The 16978-nt window shown below is 67.7% G+C and carries 17 protein-coding genes; 4 read left to right on the plus strand and 13 right to left on the minus strand.

Going from position 1 to position 16978, the window contains the following annotated elements; all coding sequences use genetic code 11:
• The first annotated feature begins 16 nt into the window (after positions 1 to 16).
• The 3 genes from IT41_RS08925 to cysE all read left to right on the plus strand — a co-directional run bounded on the left by IT41_RS08925 (position 17) and on the right by cysE (position 5546).
• Positions 17 to 3907, plus strand: coding sequence for a baseplate multidomain protein megatron (locus IT41_RS08925; protein WP_036740365.1), 3891 nt, complete (start codon positions 17 to 19; stop codon positions 3905 to 3907).
• Positions 3900 to 4613, plus strand: coding sequence for a DUF2793 domain-containing protein (locus IT41_RS08930; protein ID WP_036740367.1), 714 nt, complete (start codon positions 3900 to 3902; stop codon positions 4611 to 4613). Before IT41_RS08925 ends, IT41_RS08930 begins: the two co-directional genes overlap by 8 nt.
• Positions 4614 to 4703: 90 nt before the next feature.
• Complete coding sequence (gene cysE, locus IT41_RS08935) at positions 4704 to 5546, plus strand: serine O-acetyltransferase (RefSeq protein ID WP_036740368.1); 843 nt, start codon at positions 4704 to 4706, stop codon at positions 5544 to 5546.
• 120 nt (positions 5547 to 5666) lie between these two features.
• On the opposite strand, the gene IT41_RS08940 is transcribed toward cysE, so the two are convergent.
• The 8 genes from IT41_RS08940 to phnG are packed head-to-tail and all read right to left on the minus strand — an operon-like array spanning position 5667 to position 11743.
• Positions 5667 to 6794 (minus strand): alpha-D-ribose 1-methylphosphonate 5-triphosphate diphosphatase, encoded by a 1128-nt coding sequence (locus tag IT41_RS08940; protein WP_036740371.1) that lies wholly within the window; start codon positions 6792 to 6794, stop codon positions 5667 to 5669.
• Positions 6791 to 7318: a hypothetical protein gene (locus IT41_RS08945; protein WP_036740373.1), complete on the minus strand. Its 528-nt coding sequence runs from the start codon at positions 7316 to 7318 to the stop codon at positions 6791 to 6793. The genes IT41_RS08940 and IT41_RS08945 overlap by 4 nt, the downstream gene beginning before the upstream one ends.
• Positions 7315 to 7998, minus strand: a complete 684-nt coding sequence (phnL, locus tag IT41_RS08950) for a phosphonate C-P lyase system protein PhnL (protein WP_036740375.1) — start codon at positions 7996 to 7998, stop codon at positions 7315 to 7317. Before phnL ends, IT41_RS08945 begins: the two co-directional genes overlap by 4 nt.
• A 2-nt stretch (positions 7999 to 8000) precedes the next feature.
• Complete coding sequence (gene phnK, locus IT41_RS08955) at positions 8001 to 8792, minus strand: phosphonate C-P lyase system protein PhnK (RefSeq protein WP_036740474.1); 792 nt, start codon at positions 8790 to 8792, stop codon at positions 8001 to 8003.
• A 38-nt stretch (positions 8793 to 8830) separates the two neighbouring features.
• Complete coding sequence (locus IT41_RS08960) at positions 8831 to 9664, minus strand: alpha-D-ribose 1-methylphosphonate 5-phosphate C-P-lyase PhnJ (protein WP_036740376.1); 834 nt, start codon at positions 9662 to 9664, stop codon at positions 8831 to 8833.
• The gene (locus IT41_RS08965; protein WP_036740378.1) at positions 9661 to 10737 is read right to left on the minus strand and encodes a carbon-phosphorus lyase complex subunit; all 1077 of its coding nucleotides are present in this window, start codon (positions 10735 to 10737) and stop codon (positions 9661 to 9663) included. The genes IT41_RS08960 and IT41_RS08965 overlap by 4 nt, the downstream gene beginning before the upstream one ends.
• Complete coding sequence (gene phnH, locus IT41_RS08970) at positions 10737 to 11306, minus strand: phosphonate C-P lyase system protein PhnH (protein ID WP_036740380.1); 570 nt, start codon at positions 11304 to 11306, stop codon at positions 10737 to 10739. The genes IT41_RS08965 and phnH overlap by 1 nt, the downstream gene beginning before the upstream one ends.
• Positions 11303 to 11743: a phosphonate C-P lyase system protein PhnG gene (gene phnG / locus IT41_RS08975; RefSeq protein ID WP_036740381.1), complete on the minus strand. Its 441-nt coding sequence runs from the start codon at positions 11741 to 11743 to the stop codon at positions 11303 to 11305. The genes phnH and phnG overlap by 4 nt, the downstream gene beginning before the upstream one ends.
• A 91-nt stretch (positions 11744 to 11834) precedes the next feature.
• Here phnG and phnF point away from each other — a divergent pair, with 91 nt between their 5' ends.
• A complete protein-coding gene (phnF, locus tag IT41_RS08980; RefSeq protein WP_036740383.1) occupies positions 11835 to 12539 on the plus strand; it encodes a phosphonate metabolism transcriptional regulator PhnF in 705 nt (234 codons plus the stop codon).
• Here the strand turns inward: phnF and IT41_RS08985 are convergent.
• From IT41_RS08985 to phnD, 5 genes are all read right to left on the minus strand, one after another.
• Positions 12524 to 13144 carry an LbetaH domain-containing protein gene (locus tag IT41_RS08985; protein ID WP_036740385.1) on the minus strand — a complete coding sequence of 207 codons (621 nt, stop codon included), beginning with the start codon at positions 13142 to 13144 and terminating at the stop codon, positions 12524 to 12526. The genes phnF and IT41_RS08985 overlap by 16 nt on opposite strands.
• Positions 13144 to 13797, minus strand: coding sequence for an SDR family NAD(P)-dependent oxidoreductase (locus IT41_RS08990; protein ID WP_036740389.1), 654 nt, complete (start codon positions 13795 to 13797; stop codon positions 13144 to 13146). The genes IT41_RS08985 and IT41_RS08990 overlap by 1 nt, the downstream gene beginning before the upstream one ends.
• A gap of 6 nt (positions 13798 to 13803) precedes the next feature.
• Positions 13804 to 15117, minus strand: coding sequence for a phosphonate ABC transporter, permease protein PhnE (phnE, locus tag IT41_RS08995; RefSeq protein WP_052081363.1), 1314 nt, complete (start codon positions 15115 to 15117; stop codon positions 13804 to 13806).
• The gene (phnE, locus tag IT41_RS09000; RefSeq protein ID WP_036740392.1) at positions 15117 to 15992 is read right to left on the minus strand and encodes a phosphonate ABC transporter, permease protein PhnE; all 876 of its coding nucleotides are present in this window, start codon (positions 15990 to 15992) and stop codon (positions 15117 to 15119) included. The genes phnE (IT41_RS08995) and phnE (IT41_RS09000) overlap by 1 nt, the downstream gene beginning before the upstream one ends.
• 65 nt (positions 15993 to 16057) lie before the next feature.
• Positions 16058 to 16972, minus strand: a complete 915-nt coding sequence (gene phnD, locus IT41_RS09005; protein ID WP_036740394.1) for a phosphonate ABC transporter substrate-binding protein — start codon at positions 16970 to 16972, stop codon at positions 16058 to 16060.
• Positions 16973 to 16978 lie beyond the last annotated feature (6 nt).

The following is a 16978-nucleotide window of genomic DNA, read 5'->3' on the forward strand; positions in this document are numbered from 1 at the left end:
GGAAAGGTAGGGCGCAATGGCGACGATTCTGCTGGGGGCGGTCGGGGCTTCGATCGGTGCGGGTTTTGGCGGCACCGTCCTGGGCCTGTCGGGTGCCGTGATCGGCCGTGCGGTCGGCGCGACGCTGGGGCGTGCGATCGACCAGCGGCTGCTGGGCGCGGGCTCGAAAGCGGTCGAGACGGGGCGCGTGGACCGCATGCGCATCCAGACCGCGGGCGAGGGCACGCCGATCCCCCGGCTTTGGGGCCAGATGCGGGTGCCCGGCCATTGCATCTGGGCCGGCCCGCTGATCGAGGTGCGCCGGCGTCAGGGTGGCGGCAAGGGCTCGACCCCCAGTGTGACAAATATCAGCTATCGGCTGAGCTTCGCGCTGGCGATCTGCGAGGGGCCGATTCTGGGCATCGGCCGGATCTGGGCGGATGGCGAGGAAATCTCGCCCGAGGATCTGAACATGCGGGTCTATACCGGCGATGAGGATCAGTTACCCGATCCGGCCATTGCCGCGCGCGAGGGCGACGAGGCGCCGGCCTATCGCGGGCTGGCCTATGTCGTGTTCGAGGATCTGGGGCTGGAGAAATGGGGCAATCGGGTCCCGCAACTGTCATTCGAGGTCACGCGCGCGGCCAGCGAGGGGCGCGGCCTGTCGCGCGAGGTCCGGGCCGTCGCGATGATTCCCGGGACCGGCGAATATTCGCTGGCGACCAGCCCGGTCAGCTATGATTTCGGTCTGGGCGAGATGCGGGTCATCAACCGCAACACCCCGCTTGCGGGCACGGATTTTCTGGCCTCGATGCAAATACTGGGGCGGGAGTTGCCCAATGTCGGTTCGGTTTCGCTGGTGGTGTCCTGGTTCGGCGACGATCTGCGCGTGGGCGAATGCACGGTGCAGCCCAAGGTCGAGGATGCCTCGCGCGAGGGCGAGGGGATGGACTGGCGTACAGGCGGCGTCGGGCGCGAGGGCGTGGCCGGGGTTGCGCGGGTCGAGGACCGGCCGATCTATGGCGGCACGCCGGCCGATGGCTCGGTCATCCAGGCGCTGCGGGCGATCGCGGCAAGCGGGCGCAAGGCGGTATTCTATCCCTTTATCCTGATGGAGCAACTGGCGGGTAACGCCCGTCCCGATCCCTGGAGCGGAGCGGCCGATCAGCCGGTCATGCCATGGCGCGGGCGGATCACCAGCAGCGTCGCGCCGGGGGGCGCGGGCAGCCCGGACGGAACCGCAGCCGCCGCGACTGAGGTCGCGCGGTTTTTCGGCACAGCCGAAGCCGGCGATTTCCGGCGCGATGGCGAGCGGATCGCCTATTCCGGGCCGGATGAGTGGTCCTATCGCCGGTTCATCCTGCATTACGCGCATCTTTGCGCGGCGGCGGGCGGTATCGACAGTTTCCTGATCGGCTCGGAAATGCGCGGGCTGACGCAGATTCGCGGGGCGGAAAACAGCTTTCCGGCGGTGGCGCAGCTGATCCGGCTGGCGGCGGATGTGCGCGCCATTCTGGGCGAGGGGGTCAAGATCGGCTATGCCGCCGACTGGTCGGAATATTTCGGCTATCAGCCCGGCAATGGCGATGTGTTCTTTCACCTTGATCCGCTCTGGGCCGATGAGAATATCGACTTCATCGGCATCGACAATTACATGCCGCTGTCCGATTGGCGCGATGGCGAGGAGCATCTGGATGCCGGCTGGGGGCGGATCGACGACCCCGGTTACCTGCGCGCCAATGTCGCCGGCGGCGAGGGCTACGACTGGTATTACGCGCGCGAGCAGGACCGGCTGGAGCAGAAGCGCACACCGATCCATGACGGCGCCTATGACGAGCACTGGATCTGGCGCTACAAGGATATCCGCAACTGGTGGCAGCGCCATCACCACGAGCGGATCGGCGGCGTGCGGCAGGCCGCGCCGACCGCCTGGCAGCCCGGCTCGAAACCGGTCTGGTTCACCGAGATGGGCTGCGCGGCGCTGGACAAGGGCACCAACCAGCCCAACAAGTTCCTGGATGCGATGAGTTCGGAATCCATGCTGCCCTATTTCTCGGACGGGCGGCGCGACGATGCGATTCAGGCGGCCTATGTCCGGGCGATGACCGAATTCTGGTCCGATCCGGCCAACAATCCTGCGCGCGCGGCCCATGGCCGGACCGGGGCGGGGCGGATGATCGACATGTCGCGCGCCCATGTCTGGTGCTGGGATGCGCGGCCCTATCCGGCTTTTCCGGCGCGCACCGATCTGTGGTCGGACGGCCCGGCATGGGAACGCGGGCACTGGCTGAACGGGCGCGCGGGCGCGGTGCCTCTGGCGGACGTCGTGGCCGAAATCTGCCGCGAGGCGGGCGTGCGGTCATTCGATGCCGAGGGGCTGCGCGGCCTGGTGCGCGGCTATGCGCTGAACGGCACGGAAAGCGGGCGCGCGGCGCTGCAGCCGCTGATGCTGGCGCATGGTTTCGATGCGGTCGAGCGAGACGGCGTGCTGGGCTTTGTCATGCGCAGCGGCCGTGTCGATGCCGAACTGGGACCCGATGACATGGCGCTCGCCGAAGATCTCGGCGCGGTCGAGGTGTCGCGCGCGGCAGATGCGGAACTGGCGGGCCGCGTCCGGCTGACCCATGTCGAGGCGGGCGGCGATTACACCGCTCGCACCGCCGAGACGGCCATGCCTGGGGCCGAACTCCAGGCGGTTTCGGACAGTGAACTGGCCATGGCGCTGACCCGCGGCGAAGGGCTGGCAATCGCCGAGCGCTGGTTGTCGGAGGCGCATGTCGCGCGGGATGCGGTGCGCTTTGCGCTGCCGCCCTCGCTGGCCCATCTGGGGCCGGGCGATGTGGTGCGGCTGGCCGAGGAACGGGCGGCGGCGAAACGCTGGCGCATCGACCGGGTCGAGCGGGCCGGCGCGATCACCGTCGATGCGGTGCGTGTCGAGCCGGGCGTCTATCGCCCCGCCCGGGTCATCGCGGGCGAGGTCTCGTCGCGCGCCTTCGTGCCGCCGATCCCGGTCTGGCCGGTGTTTCTGGACCTGCCGCTGTTGCGCGGCGACGAGGTGCCGCATGCGCCGCATCTGGCGGTCACCGCAACGCCATGGCCGGGGGCGGCCGCTGTCTGGGTCTCGGGCCAGGAAGCGGGGGGCTATGCGCTGAATACCAGCATCGCCCAGCCCTCGGTCATGGGGCGGACGGTGACGCCGCTGGCCGCGGCGCGCTCCGGGGTCTGGGATCGGGGCCCGGCGCTGCGCATCCGCATCAAGGGCGGCACGCTGGAAAGCGCCACGCCTGATGCGTTGATGTCGGGGGCGAACCTGCTGGCCATCGGAGATGGCTCGGCCGAAAGCTGGGAATTGCTGCAATTCGCCGAGGCCAGGCTGGTTTCGGCCGGGGTGTGGGACATCTCGACCCGGTTGCGCGGGCAGGCCGGCACGGATGCCTTCATGCCCGAGGTCTGGCCGGCGGGCAGCGTGGTCGTGCTGCTCGACGGCGCCGCGCGACAGGTCGAATTGGCGCCCTCGGCCCGGAACCAGATGCGGCATTGGCGCATCGGCCCGGCAAGCCGGGCACCGGACGATGCCAGCTTTCGGCATGTCGCGGTGGCCTTTCGCGGCGCCGGGTTGCGGCCGCTGTCGCCCTGTCACCTGGAGGTCCACGAGCGGGTCGTCACCTGGATCCGGCGCACGCGGCTGCAGGGGGACGACTGGGATATGTCCGATGTGCCTCTGGGCGAGGCCATCGAGCGCTACAAGGTGCGCATCGTGCAGGACGGAAACGTGCTGGAGCGCGACGAGGTTTCGGTTCCGCGCTGGACCGTGCCGCAGGCGGTCTGGTCCGCTGCCGTCGCGGGGGGCGCATTTGCCGTCGAGGTCGCCCAGATTTCCGACAGCTTCGGACCGGGGCTCTATGCAAGGAGGATGATCAATGCCTGAGAACACCACCGCCAATTGCGCCCTGCCGCTGCTGATGCCGGCGCAGGCACAGAAACATGTCACCGTCAACGACGCGCTGATGCGACTGGACGGGCAGGTGGATCTGGTGCTGCAGAGCCTGACCCGTTCGACCCCGCCCGAAGCGGTGGCGGACGGGCTTTGCTGGGGCGTGCCCGCCGGTGCGGTGAACGCCTGGGAGGGGCAGGCGGGCAAGATCGCGATAGCCGCGAATGGCGGCTGGGTCTTTGTCCAGCCGGGTTTTGGCCGCCGCGCCATGATTGCCGATCAGGGGGCGACAGCGCTTCATGACGGTCTGGTCTGGGTGGTCGGTGCGGTCACACTGGGCGAACACGGCTCGGGCATGATCGCGCGGCAGATGTCCGAGGATGTGACATTGGGGCGCGGGACAGGTTTCCAGACCGTGATGGCGATTCCGTCAAGCGCGCTGGTGATCGGCGCCACCGCGCGGGTGCTGAGCACGATCACTGGCGGCGCGGCGTCCTGGACCATGGGCACCGAGGGCGCGCTGAACCGCTTTGGCCAGGGGCTGGGCAAGGAACAGGGGTCGTGGGCGCGCGGCATCCTGTCGGCGCCGATGACCTATTGGGAGCCGGCGCCGGTGATCCTGACCGCGACGGGCGGGCAGTTCACCGGCGGGCAGGTGCGCGTGGTCGTGCATTGGTGGGAGTTGCGGGTTCCCAACTGACCGGCGGCCGCCATGCGCGACCAGTCCGGCCTTTTCGCGCCCGTCCGTTTCCGCTAGATGTTACAGCAGGAAACAGACGGGTGCAGAACGGTGAACCTGCAAAAAAAAGACAAGGTCAAGCCGCTTATCGACGCGCGCGAGGCAACGCGCGAGACATTATGGGGCCAGATTCAGTGCGAGGCCCAGGTTGCCGTGCGCGATGAGCCTTTGCTGGGTTCGCTGATCCATGCCGGGCTTTTGCATCACGCGACATTCGAGGCGGCGCTTGCCTATCGCTTTTCGCTGAAACTGTCCTCGCGCGAGATGAGCGAGCAGATCCTGCGCGAGATCGCCGACAATGCCTTCGCCCGCGCGCCAGAACTGGCCGAGGCGGCCAAGGGCGATCTGCTGGCTGTCTATGACCGCGACCCGGCCACGCACCGGCTGATGCAGCCGATCCTGTTCTTCAAGGGATATCAGGCGCTTCAGGCCTATCGCATCGGCCATTGGCTATGGCAGCAGGAGCGGCGCGATCTGGCCTATTTCGTGCAGATGCGCTGCTCGGAAGTGTTCGGGGTGGATATTCATCCGGCGGCGCGGATCGGCACCGGGGTGATGATCGACCACGCCCATTCCATCGTCATCGGAGAGACCGCGGTGGTCGGCAACGATGTCTCGATGCTGCATTCGGTGACGCTGGGCGGCACCGGCAAGGAGGACGGCGACCGCCACCCCAAGATCGGCAATGGCGTGATGATCGGCGCCGGCGCCAAGGTGCTGGGCAATATCCATATCGGGCACCATTCGCGGATCGCCGCCGGCTCGGTGGTGCTGAACGAGGTGCCGCCCTGCAAGACCGTGGCGGGTGTCCCCGCACGGATCATCGGCGATGCGGGTTGTCGCGAGCCCTCGAACATGATGAACCAGCTCCTGGGGCATGAAGACCTGTTCTAGCTATGAATATGTCTGCAAAACTGGACAGCAGAACCAGATCGCTTCGTCCTGAATTCGATCTCCCATATAGTCAGGACTGAACAGCGGGGCTGCCGCGGCCATGCAATCACCCGGCCTTTTTCATGCCACGCGGCGGCCCTTGACCCAGCTTCCGGTGATGCGGGCCGTGCGCTCCATATCCGCCAGACGGATCAGATCGGCGCGCAGGCCGACCTCGATCCGGCCGCGATCGGTCAGCCCGGTGGCGCGGGCGGGGGCCTCGGTCACGGTGGCGAAGGCGCGCGGCAGATCGTCCCAGAGCCGCGCCAGATGGCAGGTGCCCAGCAGCAGGCTTGACGGGATGTAATCCGACGAGATGATGTCCAGAAGCCCGGCCTGCGCCAGTTCCTCGGCCGCGACATTGCCCGAATGCGAGCCGCCCCGGACCAGATTGGGGCCGCCCATGATCGTGCGGATGTCGTGTTCGTGGCAGGCGGCGGCGGCTTCCGCGGTGGTCGGGAACTCGGCCAGGCGGATGCCATGGCCGGCGCTGGCGACAACCTGTTCGGCGGTGGTGTCGTCATGGCTGGCCAGCGTCGCGCCCAGCCGGTGCGCGGCGGCGACCGCGCCGGTTTCATGCGCATCGCCCACGCGGGCGCGCAGATCGGTCAGCCGCGCCACGTGATCGGCGAATGCCTTGTCGCTGAAGCCGTGCTTGCCCTGCATGTATTGCGCCAGCTTGGACAGGTCGCGGAACTGACGCTGGCCGGGCGTATGATCCATCAGGCTGATCAGCCGCACGCGATCCTCGGGCATGAAATCGGCCAGTTCCTCGAGCAGCGATTCGCTGCAGATTTCGGCGCGCAGGTGGATATAGTGGCTGATCCGCATGCGCCCGGCGGCGGTCAGGCTGTTGATCTCGCTGGCAAGCGGCCGGGCATAGCGCGGCGAGGATTCCTCCTCGAGGATCGAGCCGACCCGCAGCGCGTCGAAAACCGTGGTGATCCCGACCGCCGCCAGTTCGCCGTCATGGGCGAAAAGCGCGGCGGAATGGGGCCAGTCCACGCCCGGGCGCGGCTGCAGGTGGCGCTCCAGATTGTCGGTATGCAGCTCGATCAGGCCCGGCGCCAGATGCGCGCCCCGGCAATCCTCGGCGCCCGGCGGCACGGCATCGCCTTCGCGGATCTCGGCGATGATGCCACCCTCGATATGGACCGCGCCGCGCATCACGCGGTCGGGCAGGATAAGTTCGGCATTGGCAAGGATCATGCTGTTACCTTTTCCAGCGCCGCAAGAAAATCTGCGGTCGCCGCTTCGATGGTGGTTGAGTTGTCGATATGGATCACCGGCAGGTCCAAAGGCAAGTCGCCGACATCGCGCGCGATCCGGGCGGCGATCTGGGCCGCGTCCTCGCGTCCTCGCGCCGCCAGCCGCTGCGCCAGGATCTCGGGCCTCGCGCTGACATGGATGACACGGAGGCCCGGCAGGGCCGCCGCCGCGCGCGGCAGGATCCGGCGCGACAGGTTGATCAGCTTGGGGCCGCCGTAGAATGCGTCCCGGGGCAGGCCATAGCTCAGCCCGTGCGCCTGCCAGTCCAGAAGAAAGCGCCCCTCGGCGCGCATGCGGGCGAATTCGCCGGGGCTCACCCCCTCGAAATCCTCGCCGCCGGAGTCCGCGGGGCGGGTGATGACCCGGCGCAGCGGCGACAGGTCGGGGCGCGCGGCCAGTGCCGCGGCGATCAGCGTATCCTTGCCCGCGCCCGAGGGGCCGACCACCGCGACATGGGCCGTCATGCCGCGACCCCGGGGCGAAAGCCCGTCACATCGACCAGCCGGTCGCAGAGCCGCGCGCGCGCGCCCTCGTCGTGGAAGATCCCGAGGATGGCGCCGCCGCGCGCCTTGGCCTCTTCGATCAGGCACATGACGGTTTCGCGGTTGGCGGCGTCCAGGCTGGCCGTCGGCTCGTCCAGCAGCAGCGCCGGATAGGGATGGACAAAACCGCGCGCGATATTCACCCGCTGCTGTTCGCCGCCGGAAAAGGTCGTCGGCGACAGGCCCCACAGGCTTTCGCCGATGCGCAGCCGGCTCAGCAATTCGGCGGCGCGGGCCTCGGCCTCGGCCTCGGGGGTGCCAAGCGCCAGCAGCGGCTCGGCCACCACGCGCAGGGTGGGCACGCGCGGCAGTACGCGCAGGAACTGGCTGACATATCCCAGCGTGGTGCGGCGCAGCGCGATGATCTGACGCGGCTCGGCGCTGGAGACCTCGGTCCCGGCCACGCGGATATGCCCGGCATCGGTGCGGTAATTGCCCCAGATCATCCGCATCAAGGTGGATTTCCCGGCGCCCGAGGCCCCGGTCAGCGCCACGCATTCCCCCGGCGCGACCTTCAGGCTGGCGCCCTCCATCACCCGCAACACGGTACCGCCCTGATTGTGCAGGGTGAATTCCTTGGCGACGTTTTCGGCAATGATCATGGTCACACCTGCAGGACAGAGGAAACAAGAAGCTGCGTATAGGCATGCTGCGGATCGTCCAGCACCTGATCGGTCAGCCCGCTTTCGATGACATGGCCGCCCTTCATCACCATCAGCCGGTCGGCCAGCAGCCGTACCACGGCCAGGTCATGGGTGACCAGCACCACCGACAGGCAGATATCGCGCACCAGCCCGCGCAGCAGGTCCAGAAGCCGCGCCTGAACGCTGACATCCAGCCCCCCCGTCGGCTCGTCCATGAAGGCCAGCCGCGGACCGGAGACCAGATTGCGCGCGATCTGCAGACGCTGCTGCATCCCGCCCGAGAACTGCCGCGGGCGGTCGTCGATGCGGCCGGGGTCGATCTCGACCCGCGCCAGCCAGTCCTGCGCGGTGGCGCGGATATTGCCGTAATGGCGCGCGCCATTGGCCATCAGCCGCTCGCCGACATTGCCGCCGGCGCTGACGCCCAGCCGCAGACCGTCGCGCGGGTTCTGATGCACAAAGGCCCAGTCGGTGCGGCCCAGATGCCGCCGCTCGCGCTCGGACATCCGCAAGGTATCGACCGGCCCCCGGTCGCGGCTGTCGAAAACGACCTCGCCGGTATCGGGAACGAGTTGCCCCGACAGGCAGCCCAGCAGCGTCGATTTGCCCGAGCCGCTTTCGCCCACGATCCCCAGCACCTCGCCGGGCCACAGATCGAAGCTGACATCGGCGCAGCCGATCCGCGCCCCGTAGCGCTTGCCGACATCGCGCACCGACAGCAGCGGCCCGGGCGCGGGTGCGGTTTCCACCATGCCCGGCATATGCCCGACCGTGGCATCCAACATCGCCATCACTGAACTCCCTCTGCGCGCCGGGCGCAATAATCCGTGTCCGAGCAGACGAACATCCGCCCGCCATCGTCATCGGTGATCACCTCGTCGAGATAGCTGGTCCCCGAGCCGCAGATCGCACAGGCATGATCGGCCTTGGACGCGGTAAAGGGGTGATCGTCGAAATCCAGGCTGCGCACGCCCGTATGCGGCGGCAGGGCATAGATGCGCTGTTCGCGGCCGGCGCCGAAAAGCTGGATGGCGGGGCAGTCGTCCAGTTTCGGATTGTCGAATTTCGGAATGGGCGAGGGGTCCATGACATAGCGCCCGGCCACCTCGACCGGATAGGCATAGGATGTCGCGATCTCGCCATGGCGGGCGATATCCTCGTACAGGCGCACCTGCATCAGCCCGTAATCAGCCAGCGCGTGGATGCGCCGGGTCTCGGTCTCGCGCGGTTCAAGGAAACGCATCGGTTCGGGGATCGGCACCTGATAGACAAGGATCTGATCCCCGGTCAGGGGCGTTTCGGGGATGCGGTGGCGGGTCTGGATGACGGTCGCCTCGGTCGTGCGTTCGGTCACCTCGACCCCGGCGGTCTTTTGAAAGAACTTGCGGATGCTGACCGCGTTGGTGGTGTCGTCAGCGCCCTGGTCGATGACCTTCAGCACATCCTGGGGCACCAGCGTGGCGGCGGTGATCTGCACGCCGCCCGTGCCCCAGCCATAGGGCATCGGCATCTCGCGGCTGGCAAAGGGCACCTGATAGCCGGGGACCGCGATGCCCTTCAGGATCGCGCGACGGATCATGCGCTTGGTATCCTCGTCCAGATAGGCGAAATTGTAATCGCTCATGACGCGTCCTCCGTGCCGGCGCGCAAGCGGCGCACCAGTTCCAGTTCCGCCTGGAAATCGACGTAATGGGGCAGCTTGATATGTTCCAGAAACCCGGTCGCCTGAATATTGTCGCAATGCGACAGCACGAATTCCGGGTCCTGCGCCGGCGCGCCCTGATCCTCTTCGCCCAGTTCCTGCCACCGCAGGGCCCGGTCCACCAAGGCCATCGAGATCGCCTTGCGCTCGGTCTGGCCAAAGGTCAGCCCGTAGCCGCGGGTGAACTGCGCGGGTTCGGTCTTCGAGCCCTTGAACTGGTTCACCGTCTCGCATTCGGTCAGCTCGACCTCGCCGATCTCGATGGAAAAGCCCAGCTCGGGGATGTCCATTTCGACCGTGACCGCGCCGATGCGCAATTCGCCGACAAAGGCATGGTTGCGAGCATATCCGCGCTGCGTCGAATAGGCCAGACCCAGCAGAAAGCCCTCATCCGCGCGCGCCAGCGCCTGCAGGCGCAGGGCGCGGTCGGCGGGCAGTTCCATCGGCTCGCGCGTCAGATCGGGGGGCGTCTCGCCGCTGTCGGGCGCGTCCTCGATCAGCCCGTCGCGGTCCAGAAAACCCAGCACATGCGGGGCGTGAAGCGGCTTGCCCTCGGCGCCCGAGGCGGGGCTCGCGGGCAATTCGCCATTGGCCATCAGCCGGAAATCCAGCAGCCGGTGGGTATAGTCGAAGGTCGGCCCCAGCACCTGACCGCCCGGGATATCCTTGAACGTGGCCGAGACGCGGCGCTTGACCCGCATCGCCCCCGTGTCCACCGGATCCGAGGCCCCCAGCCGGGGCAGCGTGGTGCGATAGGCGCGGATCAGGAAGATCGCCTCGATCAGGTCGCCGCGCGCCTGCTTGATCGCCAGCGCGGCCAGATCGGGATCGTAAAGCGAGCCCTCGGCCATCACCCGGCCCACGGCCAGCGCCATCTGGTCGCGGATCTGGGCGGTGTCCAGCGCCGGTTGTTCGGCCGGTCCGCGATGCGCGCGGCCCAGCCAGTCATGGGCGGCGTCGATCGCGCGCTCGCCCCCTTTGACGGCGACATACATCAGAAAACCTCGGTCGAACGGGGCAGGGCGGCGATACGCGCGCCTGCGGTGAAGATGGCGTCCCAGCCCAGCGGAAAGTGGGCGTGATTGGCGGTGAACGGTTCCACCTCGGGCAGGGCAAGCCGGGCCCGGTCCTTGATGCCGGGGCCGCGCAGGTTCTGTGCCGGGGCGTCAAAATCGTGGTTGTCCACGATCAGCGTGGCGGCGCGGTCGGGATATTCGGGCGTGCCGATGGCAAAGCGGTCCAGCGGTTGCAGCGCCGCCCAGTCGCCAAGCGCGAAGCCGGCATCCCCGGGCGCGACAAGCGGGGCGCTGCAATGAAAGGCGATCCAGTCGCGCAGCTCGGGCGTATCGTGCGAGGGCGCCAGATAGAGCGGCGTGGTGCGGTCGCACAGCACCAGAAGCACCGTCGCCGCCGCGTCCGAGATCGGCGCGGGGCCTTGTCCGCCCTGCATCTGCCCGATCGTTCCGGGCCGGGCCATGGCGGACAGGATGGCGCGGAACCCTCTGGCGCTGTCATGGGCGGGATGGGCGAAACCGCCCGAAAGCCGGGTCATGGGCGCGTTCATTCGTCCTCTCCTCGGACCAGGGTAAAGAATTCGACGCGGGTGGCGGCGGCCTCGGCGGCGATACGGGCGCGGCGGCGGTCCTCTTCCTCGCGCAAGGGCGTCAGGATCGGGGCGACCCGTGCCGGATCGGCCTGTCCCATGGCATCGACCAGCGCGGCGCGCAGGGCATGGGCCTTGTCGCGGCCCTGCACATAGCCATGCCCGACCTCGCCGCCATGCAGCCGGATGCTGGCGCGGGTCACCGTCACCTCGCCCAGGTTGAAGGCGCTGCCGGTGCCGCCGGCGCGGCCGCGCACCATGACGGTGCCGATTTCGGGGGCGCGCAGAACCTCATGCGCGGGCAGTTCGGGCAGCAACTCAGCGAGCCTTGCGGCCGGCGCCCGGGCCAGAAGCCCCAATGCCTCGCGCCGGTCGGTCTGGGAAAATGTCTCGGGCATGGATTTCACCGGTTGTCTATACAACTAGACTTCTTGTAGAGTGAAACCGGGCGGGGGACAATCCGTCAAAACGTGAATTTTTGGTGACAGAATGAGCTTGTGGCAAAGTATCGCGGATCGGTTGCGTGGCGAGATCGCCGGCGGCAAGTGGCCGCCCGGCACGCGTCTGCCGCCCGAGGCGGAAATGGCCGCGCGATTCGGCGTGAACCGGCATACCGTGCGCCACGCGACACGGGTGCTGGCCGATGAGGGGCTTTTGTATTCGCGTCGCGGGGCGGGGGTCTTCGTCGCCGCCAATCCGGTCGAATATCCGCTGAGCGAGCGGGTGCGTTTCCACCGCAATATCGAACTGTCGGGCAAGGTGCCCGGCCGCACCATCGACGCCATTACCACGCGCGCCTGCGGCGATGCCGAGGCGCTGGCGCTTGGCCTGCGCCCCGGCGAGATGGTGCATGTGGCCGAAGGTGTCTCGCTGGTCGATTTCAGGCCGGTGGCGCTGTTTCGCGCCGCCTATCCGGCCGATCTGTTGCCCGATCTGCCCGCCGCCCTGCGCGCCGAGGAATCGGTGACGCGCGCCCTGAAAGCCTGCGGAGTCGATGATTATCAGCGCATTACGACGCGAATCTCGGCCAGGATCTGCGATGCGGTACAGGCCGCGAAATTGCAGCTTGAGCCGGGCGACCCGCTGCTGCGCACCGAGGGGCTGAGCCAGTGGCGCGGGCGTATGGTCGAGCGCGCGCTGACCTGGTGGGCGGCCGAGCGGGTGACGCTGACCCTGCCTCATTCCGGGGCATAAAGGTCCAGGAACTCGCGCACCGGCAGGCGCCGGAAATCCGGCAGGGCCGCGCGCAGCCGGTCGTGGTCCCAGTCCCACCATGCCAGCCGCATCAGACGCGCGCCGATTTCCGGCGCGAATCGGGGGCGCAGCGGTTTCGCCGGGCAGCCCGCGACGATCATCCAGTCCGGCACGTCCCTTGTGACCACCGCGCCCGCCGCCACGATGGCGCCGTGACCGATGGTAAGCTCCGGCTTGATGATCGCGCCGTGGCCGATCCATGTGTCATGGCCGATCACCGTGCGCCGCGCGGCGCGGGCGGCAAAGAAATCCGGGTCCGCCGTGGCATCGTCCCAGTAGTTTTCCGAACGATACAGGAAATGATGCAGGCTGGCCGTCGTCATCGGATGGTCGGTCGGCCCGATCCGCGTCATCGACGCGATATTGGCGAATTTGCCGATCGTGGTATTGGCGATATCCGACAGCCGCTCGCAATAGCTGTAATCGCCGAATTCCGAATTCAGCACGCGGGAATCGGCGCCCACCTCGCAATAGCGGCCAAAGCGCGAATCGACGATATCGGCGCCGTCATGGAGGAACGGCGCATCGGGCGAGAGTTTTGGCATCAGAACGGTCTTTCGCTGCCATCGTGACGGAAAAAGCGCCCGCTTCCGGCCAGTGTCAGCCCCTCGGCAAGCTCAAGGATGCCCTGCGCCACCTGCTGCGCCGACAGATCGGCCGCGGCGCCCCCCATATCGGTGCGCACCCAGCCCGGATCGACCAGCGCGACGGCGATCCCTTCGGGCTCCAGCCGCGTGGCAAGGCCCTGCATCACCTTGTTCAGCGCCGCCTTCGAGGCACGATAGGCGATGCGATCCGCCTTGGCATAGCCCATCCAGGCCATCTGGCTGGAGATCGACAGCACCCGCGCATGCCCCGCCGCGCGCAGATTGGGCAAAAAGGCCTGGGTCACCGCCAGCGGCGCCAGCGTATTGACCTGCAGCAGCTCGGCAAAACCGTCGAAATCCATGTCCAGCGGGTCCTGTCGATCGGGGCCGATGATGCCTGCATTGTTGATCAGGATGTCCACCGGGCCGGTCCGGCCCGCCGCCAGGTCCAGCGCGGCCCGGTCGGTCACGTCCAGAAACAGCGCCTGCGCGCCGGCGGGCGGCTCGCCCCGGCGCAGGGTCACGGTCACCCGCCAGCCGCGCGCAAGGCCGTTTTCGGCCAGCGCCCGGCCGATGCCGCGCCCGCCGCCGGTGATCAGCAGATGGGGCATGCGCTGCTAGCCCCGGATCAGCCGCGCGCGGATGCGGCCCGACAGCCAGTCCATCAGCATGACCATCAGCACGATCAGCACGATGTAATAGGTCACCTGTTCCCAGTTCTGGGTGGTCTGCATCGCCTGCATCAGCAGCAGGCCGATGCCGCCGCCGGTAATGGCGCCGATGACGGTGGCGCTGCGGGTGTTCGATTCCAGGTAATAGAGAAGCTGCGACAGGATCACCGGCGCGATTTGCGGAATCACCGCCCAGCGGACCCGCGACAGCGCGCCGGCACCGGTCGAGCGCAGCCCCTCGATGGGCTTTTCATCGACATTTTCCAGCGCCTCGGAGAACAGCTTGCCGAAGGTTCCGGTCTCGGTCAGCAGCATGGCGAGGCTGCCGGTCAGCGGGCCGGGGCCAAAGGCGCGCGACAGGATGATGGTCCAGATCAGCGCATCCACGCCGCGCAGGAAATCGAAGAACCGCCGGAACAGCTGCCGCACGATCCGCGAGGGCGCGAAATTCGACGCCGCCATGAAGGCGATCGGCAATGAGATCAGCCCGGCGCCAAAGGTGCCCAGAAACGCCATCAGCACGGTTTCGAACATCGCCCAGGCGACATCGCCATGGTGCCAGATGCTGTTGTTCCAGAAATCCTGTGCCATCCCGGCAATGTTCGAGCGTTCCGGGTCCAGGCGCTCGCCGCTGAGCGCCAGCCCGATCAGCTGCGGCAGGGACCTGCCGTAGAACGGGCTGGAGAGGTCAAAGAAGAACAGCTCCCACCCCGCCTGGCGGCGGAAAACCTCGCTGCGCGAGCGGGTGACGGTCAGGCGGGCGCCCTCGGGCAGGGTGGCGCTGAAACGCTTGTCCGAGATGCTGAAATTGGGCGGCGGGTCCGGGATATCGGCCTCGATCCCGTCGCCGGTGGGGCGGATGGCATAGCTGGCCTCGGGCGTGGCCAGGGTGACCAGCCCGTCGCCGGCGATGGTCACGGAATGGCCGCGCGGCAGGGTGATTTCGCGGCCGTCATCCTCGCGCCGGGCGATCCAGCCGGGCTCGTTCGCGGCGCTGAACGTGGCGTTGCGCATGCCCTCGATCGAGGTCTCGAATGCGCCCTCGCCGCGATTGTCGCGGGTGACATGGATCTTGTAGGACCAGAAATCCTGCAGCAGCAGCGCGCCATTGTCGAACCGCGCCCGCCCGGCCAGCCCCGCCAGATCGAAGGAAATGGCGACATAGACCAGATAGGCCAGGATCAGCGCCGGCGCGGCCAGCGACACCAGCCGTTTGCGGCCGATCAGTTCATGCACGGGATTGGTGTCCAGGACGGCCATCAGATGCGCCCTCCGTACTGGCCCTGTTCCTGACCGCGCACCAGCCGGTTGCGCGCGACCGAGGTCAGCTGGTCAAAGAGCACGATGGTGGCGAACAGCAGGATGAAGATCGCCGCCGCGGCGTCATAGCGGCCCTGGCCCCAGCTGATCGCGTTGCGCAGCTCATAGCCGATGCCGCCGGCGCCGACGAAGCCCAGGATGGCGCTGGCGCGGATGTTGATTTCAAAGCGCAGCATGGCATAGCTGGCCCAGTTCGGCGCGACCTGCGGAATGATGCCGAACCAGATCCGCAGCAGCCAGCTTGCGCCGACCGATTCCAGCCCCTCGACCGGCTTCAGGCTGGCATTCTCGGCCACTTCGGAGAACAGCTTGCCAAGCGCGCCGACGCTGTGAAAGGCGATGGCGATGGCCGCCGGTACCGGACCGCCGCCCAGGATGAAGATCAGCACCAGCGCGATCACCAGTTCGGGGATGGCACGGGCGATATCCAGCAGCCGCCGGAACAGCGGCACGAGCCGCGGCCAGGGGGCCAGTCCGCGGGTGGACAGCAGCGCCATGATGCCGCCGCCAAGGCCGCCGAGCAGCGTGGCGACGGCGGCGATATTGATCGTCTCGACCAGCGCGGGCAGGGCGTTCAGCATCAGCCCGGGCAGGTTGCCGGCCTTCTGGACCGCCTCGGCCACCAGTTCCGAAGGGTAGTCGAAGATCCTTGGCAGGCCCTCCCAGAAGCCGCCGGCATTGCGGTCGTCGGCCAGCCAGAAGCCGGAGATCATCAAAAGCGCGAAGATCGCCCAGAGCAGCGCGCTGTAGCTGCGGCGGCGCGACAGTTGCATGCGATAGGCTTCGGCGATGGCCGGGGCGTCGGTGCTGGTCATGGGGGCCTGTCAGGAAATGGAAAACGGGCGCGGACGGGGTTCGTCCGCGCCCTTGACCAAAGGGCTTAGCTGCCCTTCGCTTCCTCGAGCTTGCGAACCTCGATGATGGTCTCATAGGCGTCGTGGGTGACGGGCATGAAGCCGCCCGTCTCGCCGCTGGCCATGCCATAGGCGCATTCCTTGTCCTTTTCGATCAGGCCGGCGACCAGCGCGGTCATCTTGTCCTTGACGTCCTGCGGCAGCGCCTTGCGCAGCACCACCGGGCCCTCCGGGATCGGCTTCGAGCGCCAGATCTCGACCATGTCGTTCATGTCGACCAGCCCGGAATCCACCGCCTTGCGCAGGGCGCCGGAATTATAGCCGTCCTCCCAGTCGCCCAGACCGTCGGCCCAGGTCACGCCACCGTCGATATCGCCATTGTTGACCGCGACGATGGTCTGCTCATGCCCGCCGGTGAACTTGATATCGGCGAAATACTCGCCCGGCGCGACCGAAAAGCCCGCCGCCGGCAGTTCCACCGAGGGGATCAGGTAGCCCGAGGTCGAGTTCGGATCGCCGAAGCCCAGCACCTTGCCCTTGAGATCCTCCATGGAGGCGATGCCGCTGTCCTTGCGCGCGAAACCGATCGAGAAATAGGTGGTGCCGCCGTCGATCGTGGATTTCACCAGCACCGGCTCGACCGCCTCGGGATCGGTCAGATAGGTCTTGGCATAGCCCGAGGCGCCCAGTGCGGCCATGTCCAGCGTGCCGCCCAGCAGGCCCTGGATGACGCCGTCATAATCGGCCGGGGTGAACAGCTTGACCGGCACGCCCAGCTCTGCCTCGGCATAGGCGCGCAGGCATTCGTTGCTGGTCATGCGGTCCTGGGCGTTCTCGCCGCCCAGAACGCCGATGTTGAATTCCTTGATCTCCTGCGCGGAGGCCAGTTGCGGCAGCGCCAGCGCGGTCGAAAGGGCCAGCAGGGTCAGGGTCTTGGTCATGGTATT

This window comes from Paracoccus halophilus (assembly GCF_000763905.1).
Lineage (GTDB): Bacteria > Pseudomonadota > Alphaproteobacteria > Rhodobacterales > Rhodobacteraceae > Paracoccus > Paracoccus halophilus.

What these genes read in the sequence shown, in the direction of transcription:
- IT41_RS08925 (WP_036740365.1), top strand. Translation starts at nt 17, where the DNA reads ATGGCGACGATTCTGCTGGGGGCGGTCGGGGCTTCGATCGGTGCGGGT.
- IT41_RS08930 (WP_036740367.1), top strand. Translation starts at nt 3,900, where the DNA reads ATGCCTGAGAACACCACCGCCAATTGCGCCCTGCCGCTGCTGATGCCG.
- IT41_RS08940 (WP_036740371.1), bottom strand. Translation starts at nt 6,794, where the DNA reads ATGATCCTTGCCAATGCCGAACTTATCCTGCCCGACCGCGTGATGCGC.
- IT41_RS08945 (WP_036740373.1), bottom strand. Translation starts at nt 7,318, where the DNA reads ATGACGGCCCATGTCGCGGTGGTCGGCCCCTCGGGCGCGGGCAAGGAT.
- phnL (WP_036740375.1), bottom strand. Translation starts at nt 7,998, where the DNA reads ATGATCATTGCCGAAAACGTCGCCAAGGAATTCACCCTGCACAATCAG.
- phnK (WP_036740474.1), bottom strand. Translation starts at nt 8,792, where the DNA reads ATGGTGGAAACCGCACCCGCGCCCGGGCCGCTGCTGTCGGTGCGCGAT.
- IT41_RS08960 (WP_036740376.1), bottom strand. Translation starts at nt 9,664, where the DNA reads ATGAGCGATTACAATTTCGCCTATCTGGACGAGGATACCAAGCGCATG.
- IT41_RS08965 (WP_036740378.1), bottom strand. Translation starts at nt 10,737, where the DNA reads ATGTATGTCGCCGTCAAAGGGGGCGAGCGCGCGATCGACGCCGCCCAT.
- phnH (WP_036740380.1), bottom strand. Translation starts at nt 11,306, where the DNA reads ATGAACGCGCCCATGACCCGGCTTTCGGGCGGTTTCGCCCATCCCGCC.
- phnG (WP_036740381.1), bottom strand. Translation starts at nt 11,743, where the DNA reads ATGCCCGAGACATTTTCCCAGACCGACCGGCGCGAGGCATTGGGGCTT.
- phnF (WP_036740383.1), top strand. Translation starts at nt 11,835, where the DNA reads ATGAGCTTGTGGCAAAGTATCGCGGATCGGTTGCGTGGCGAGATCGCC.
- IT41_RS08985 (WP_036740385.1), bottom strand. Translation starts at nt 13,144, where the DNA reads ATGCCAAAACTCTCGCCCGATGCGCCGTTCCTCCATGACGGCGCCGAT.
- IT41_RS08990 (WP_036740389.1), bottom strand. Translation starts at nt 13,797, where the DNA reads ATGCCCCATCTGCTGATCACCGGCGGCGGGCGCGGCATCGGCCGGGCG.
- phnE (WP_052081363.1), bottom strand. Translation starts at nt 15,117, where the DNA reads ATGGCCGTCCTGGACACCAATCCCGTGCATGAACTGATCGGCCGCAAA.
- phnE (WP_036740392.1), bottom strand. Translation starts at nt 15,992, where the DNA reads ATGACCAGCACCGACGCCCCGGCCATCGCCGAAGCCTATCGCATGCAA.
- phnD (WP_036740394.1), bottom strand. Translation starts at nt 16,972, where the DNA reads ATGACCAAGACCCTGACCCTGCTGGCCCTTTCGACCGCGCTGGCGCTG.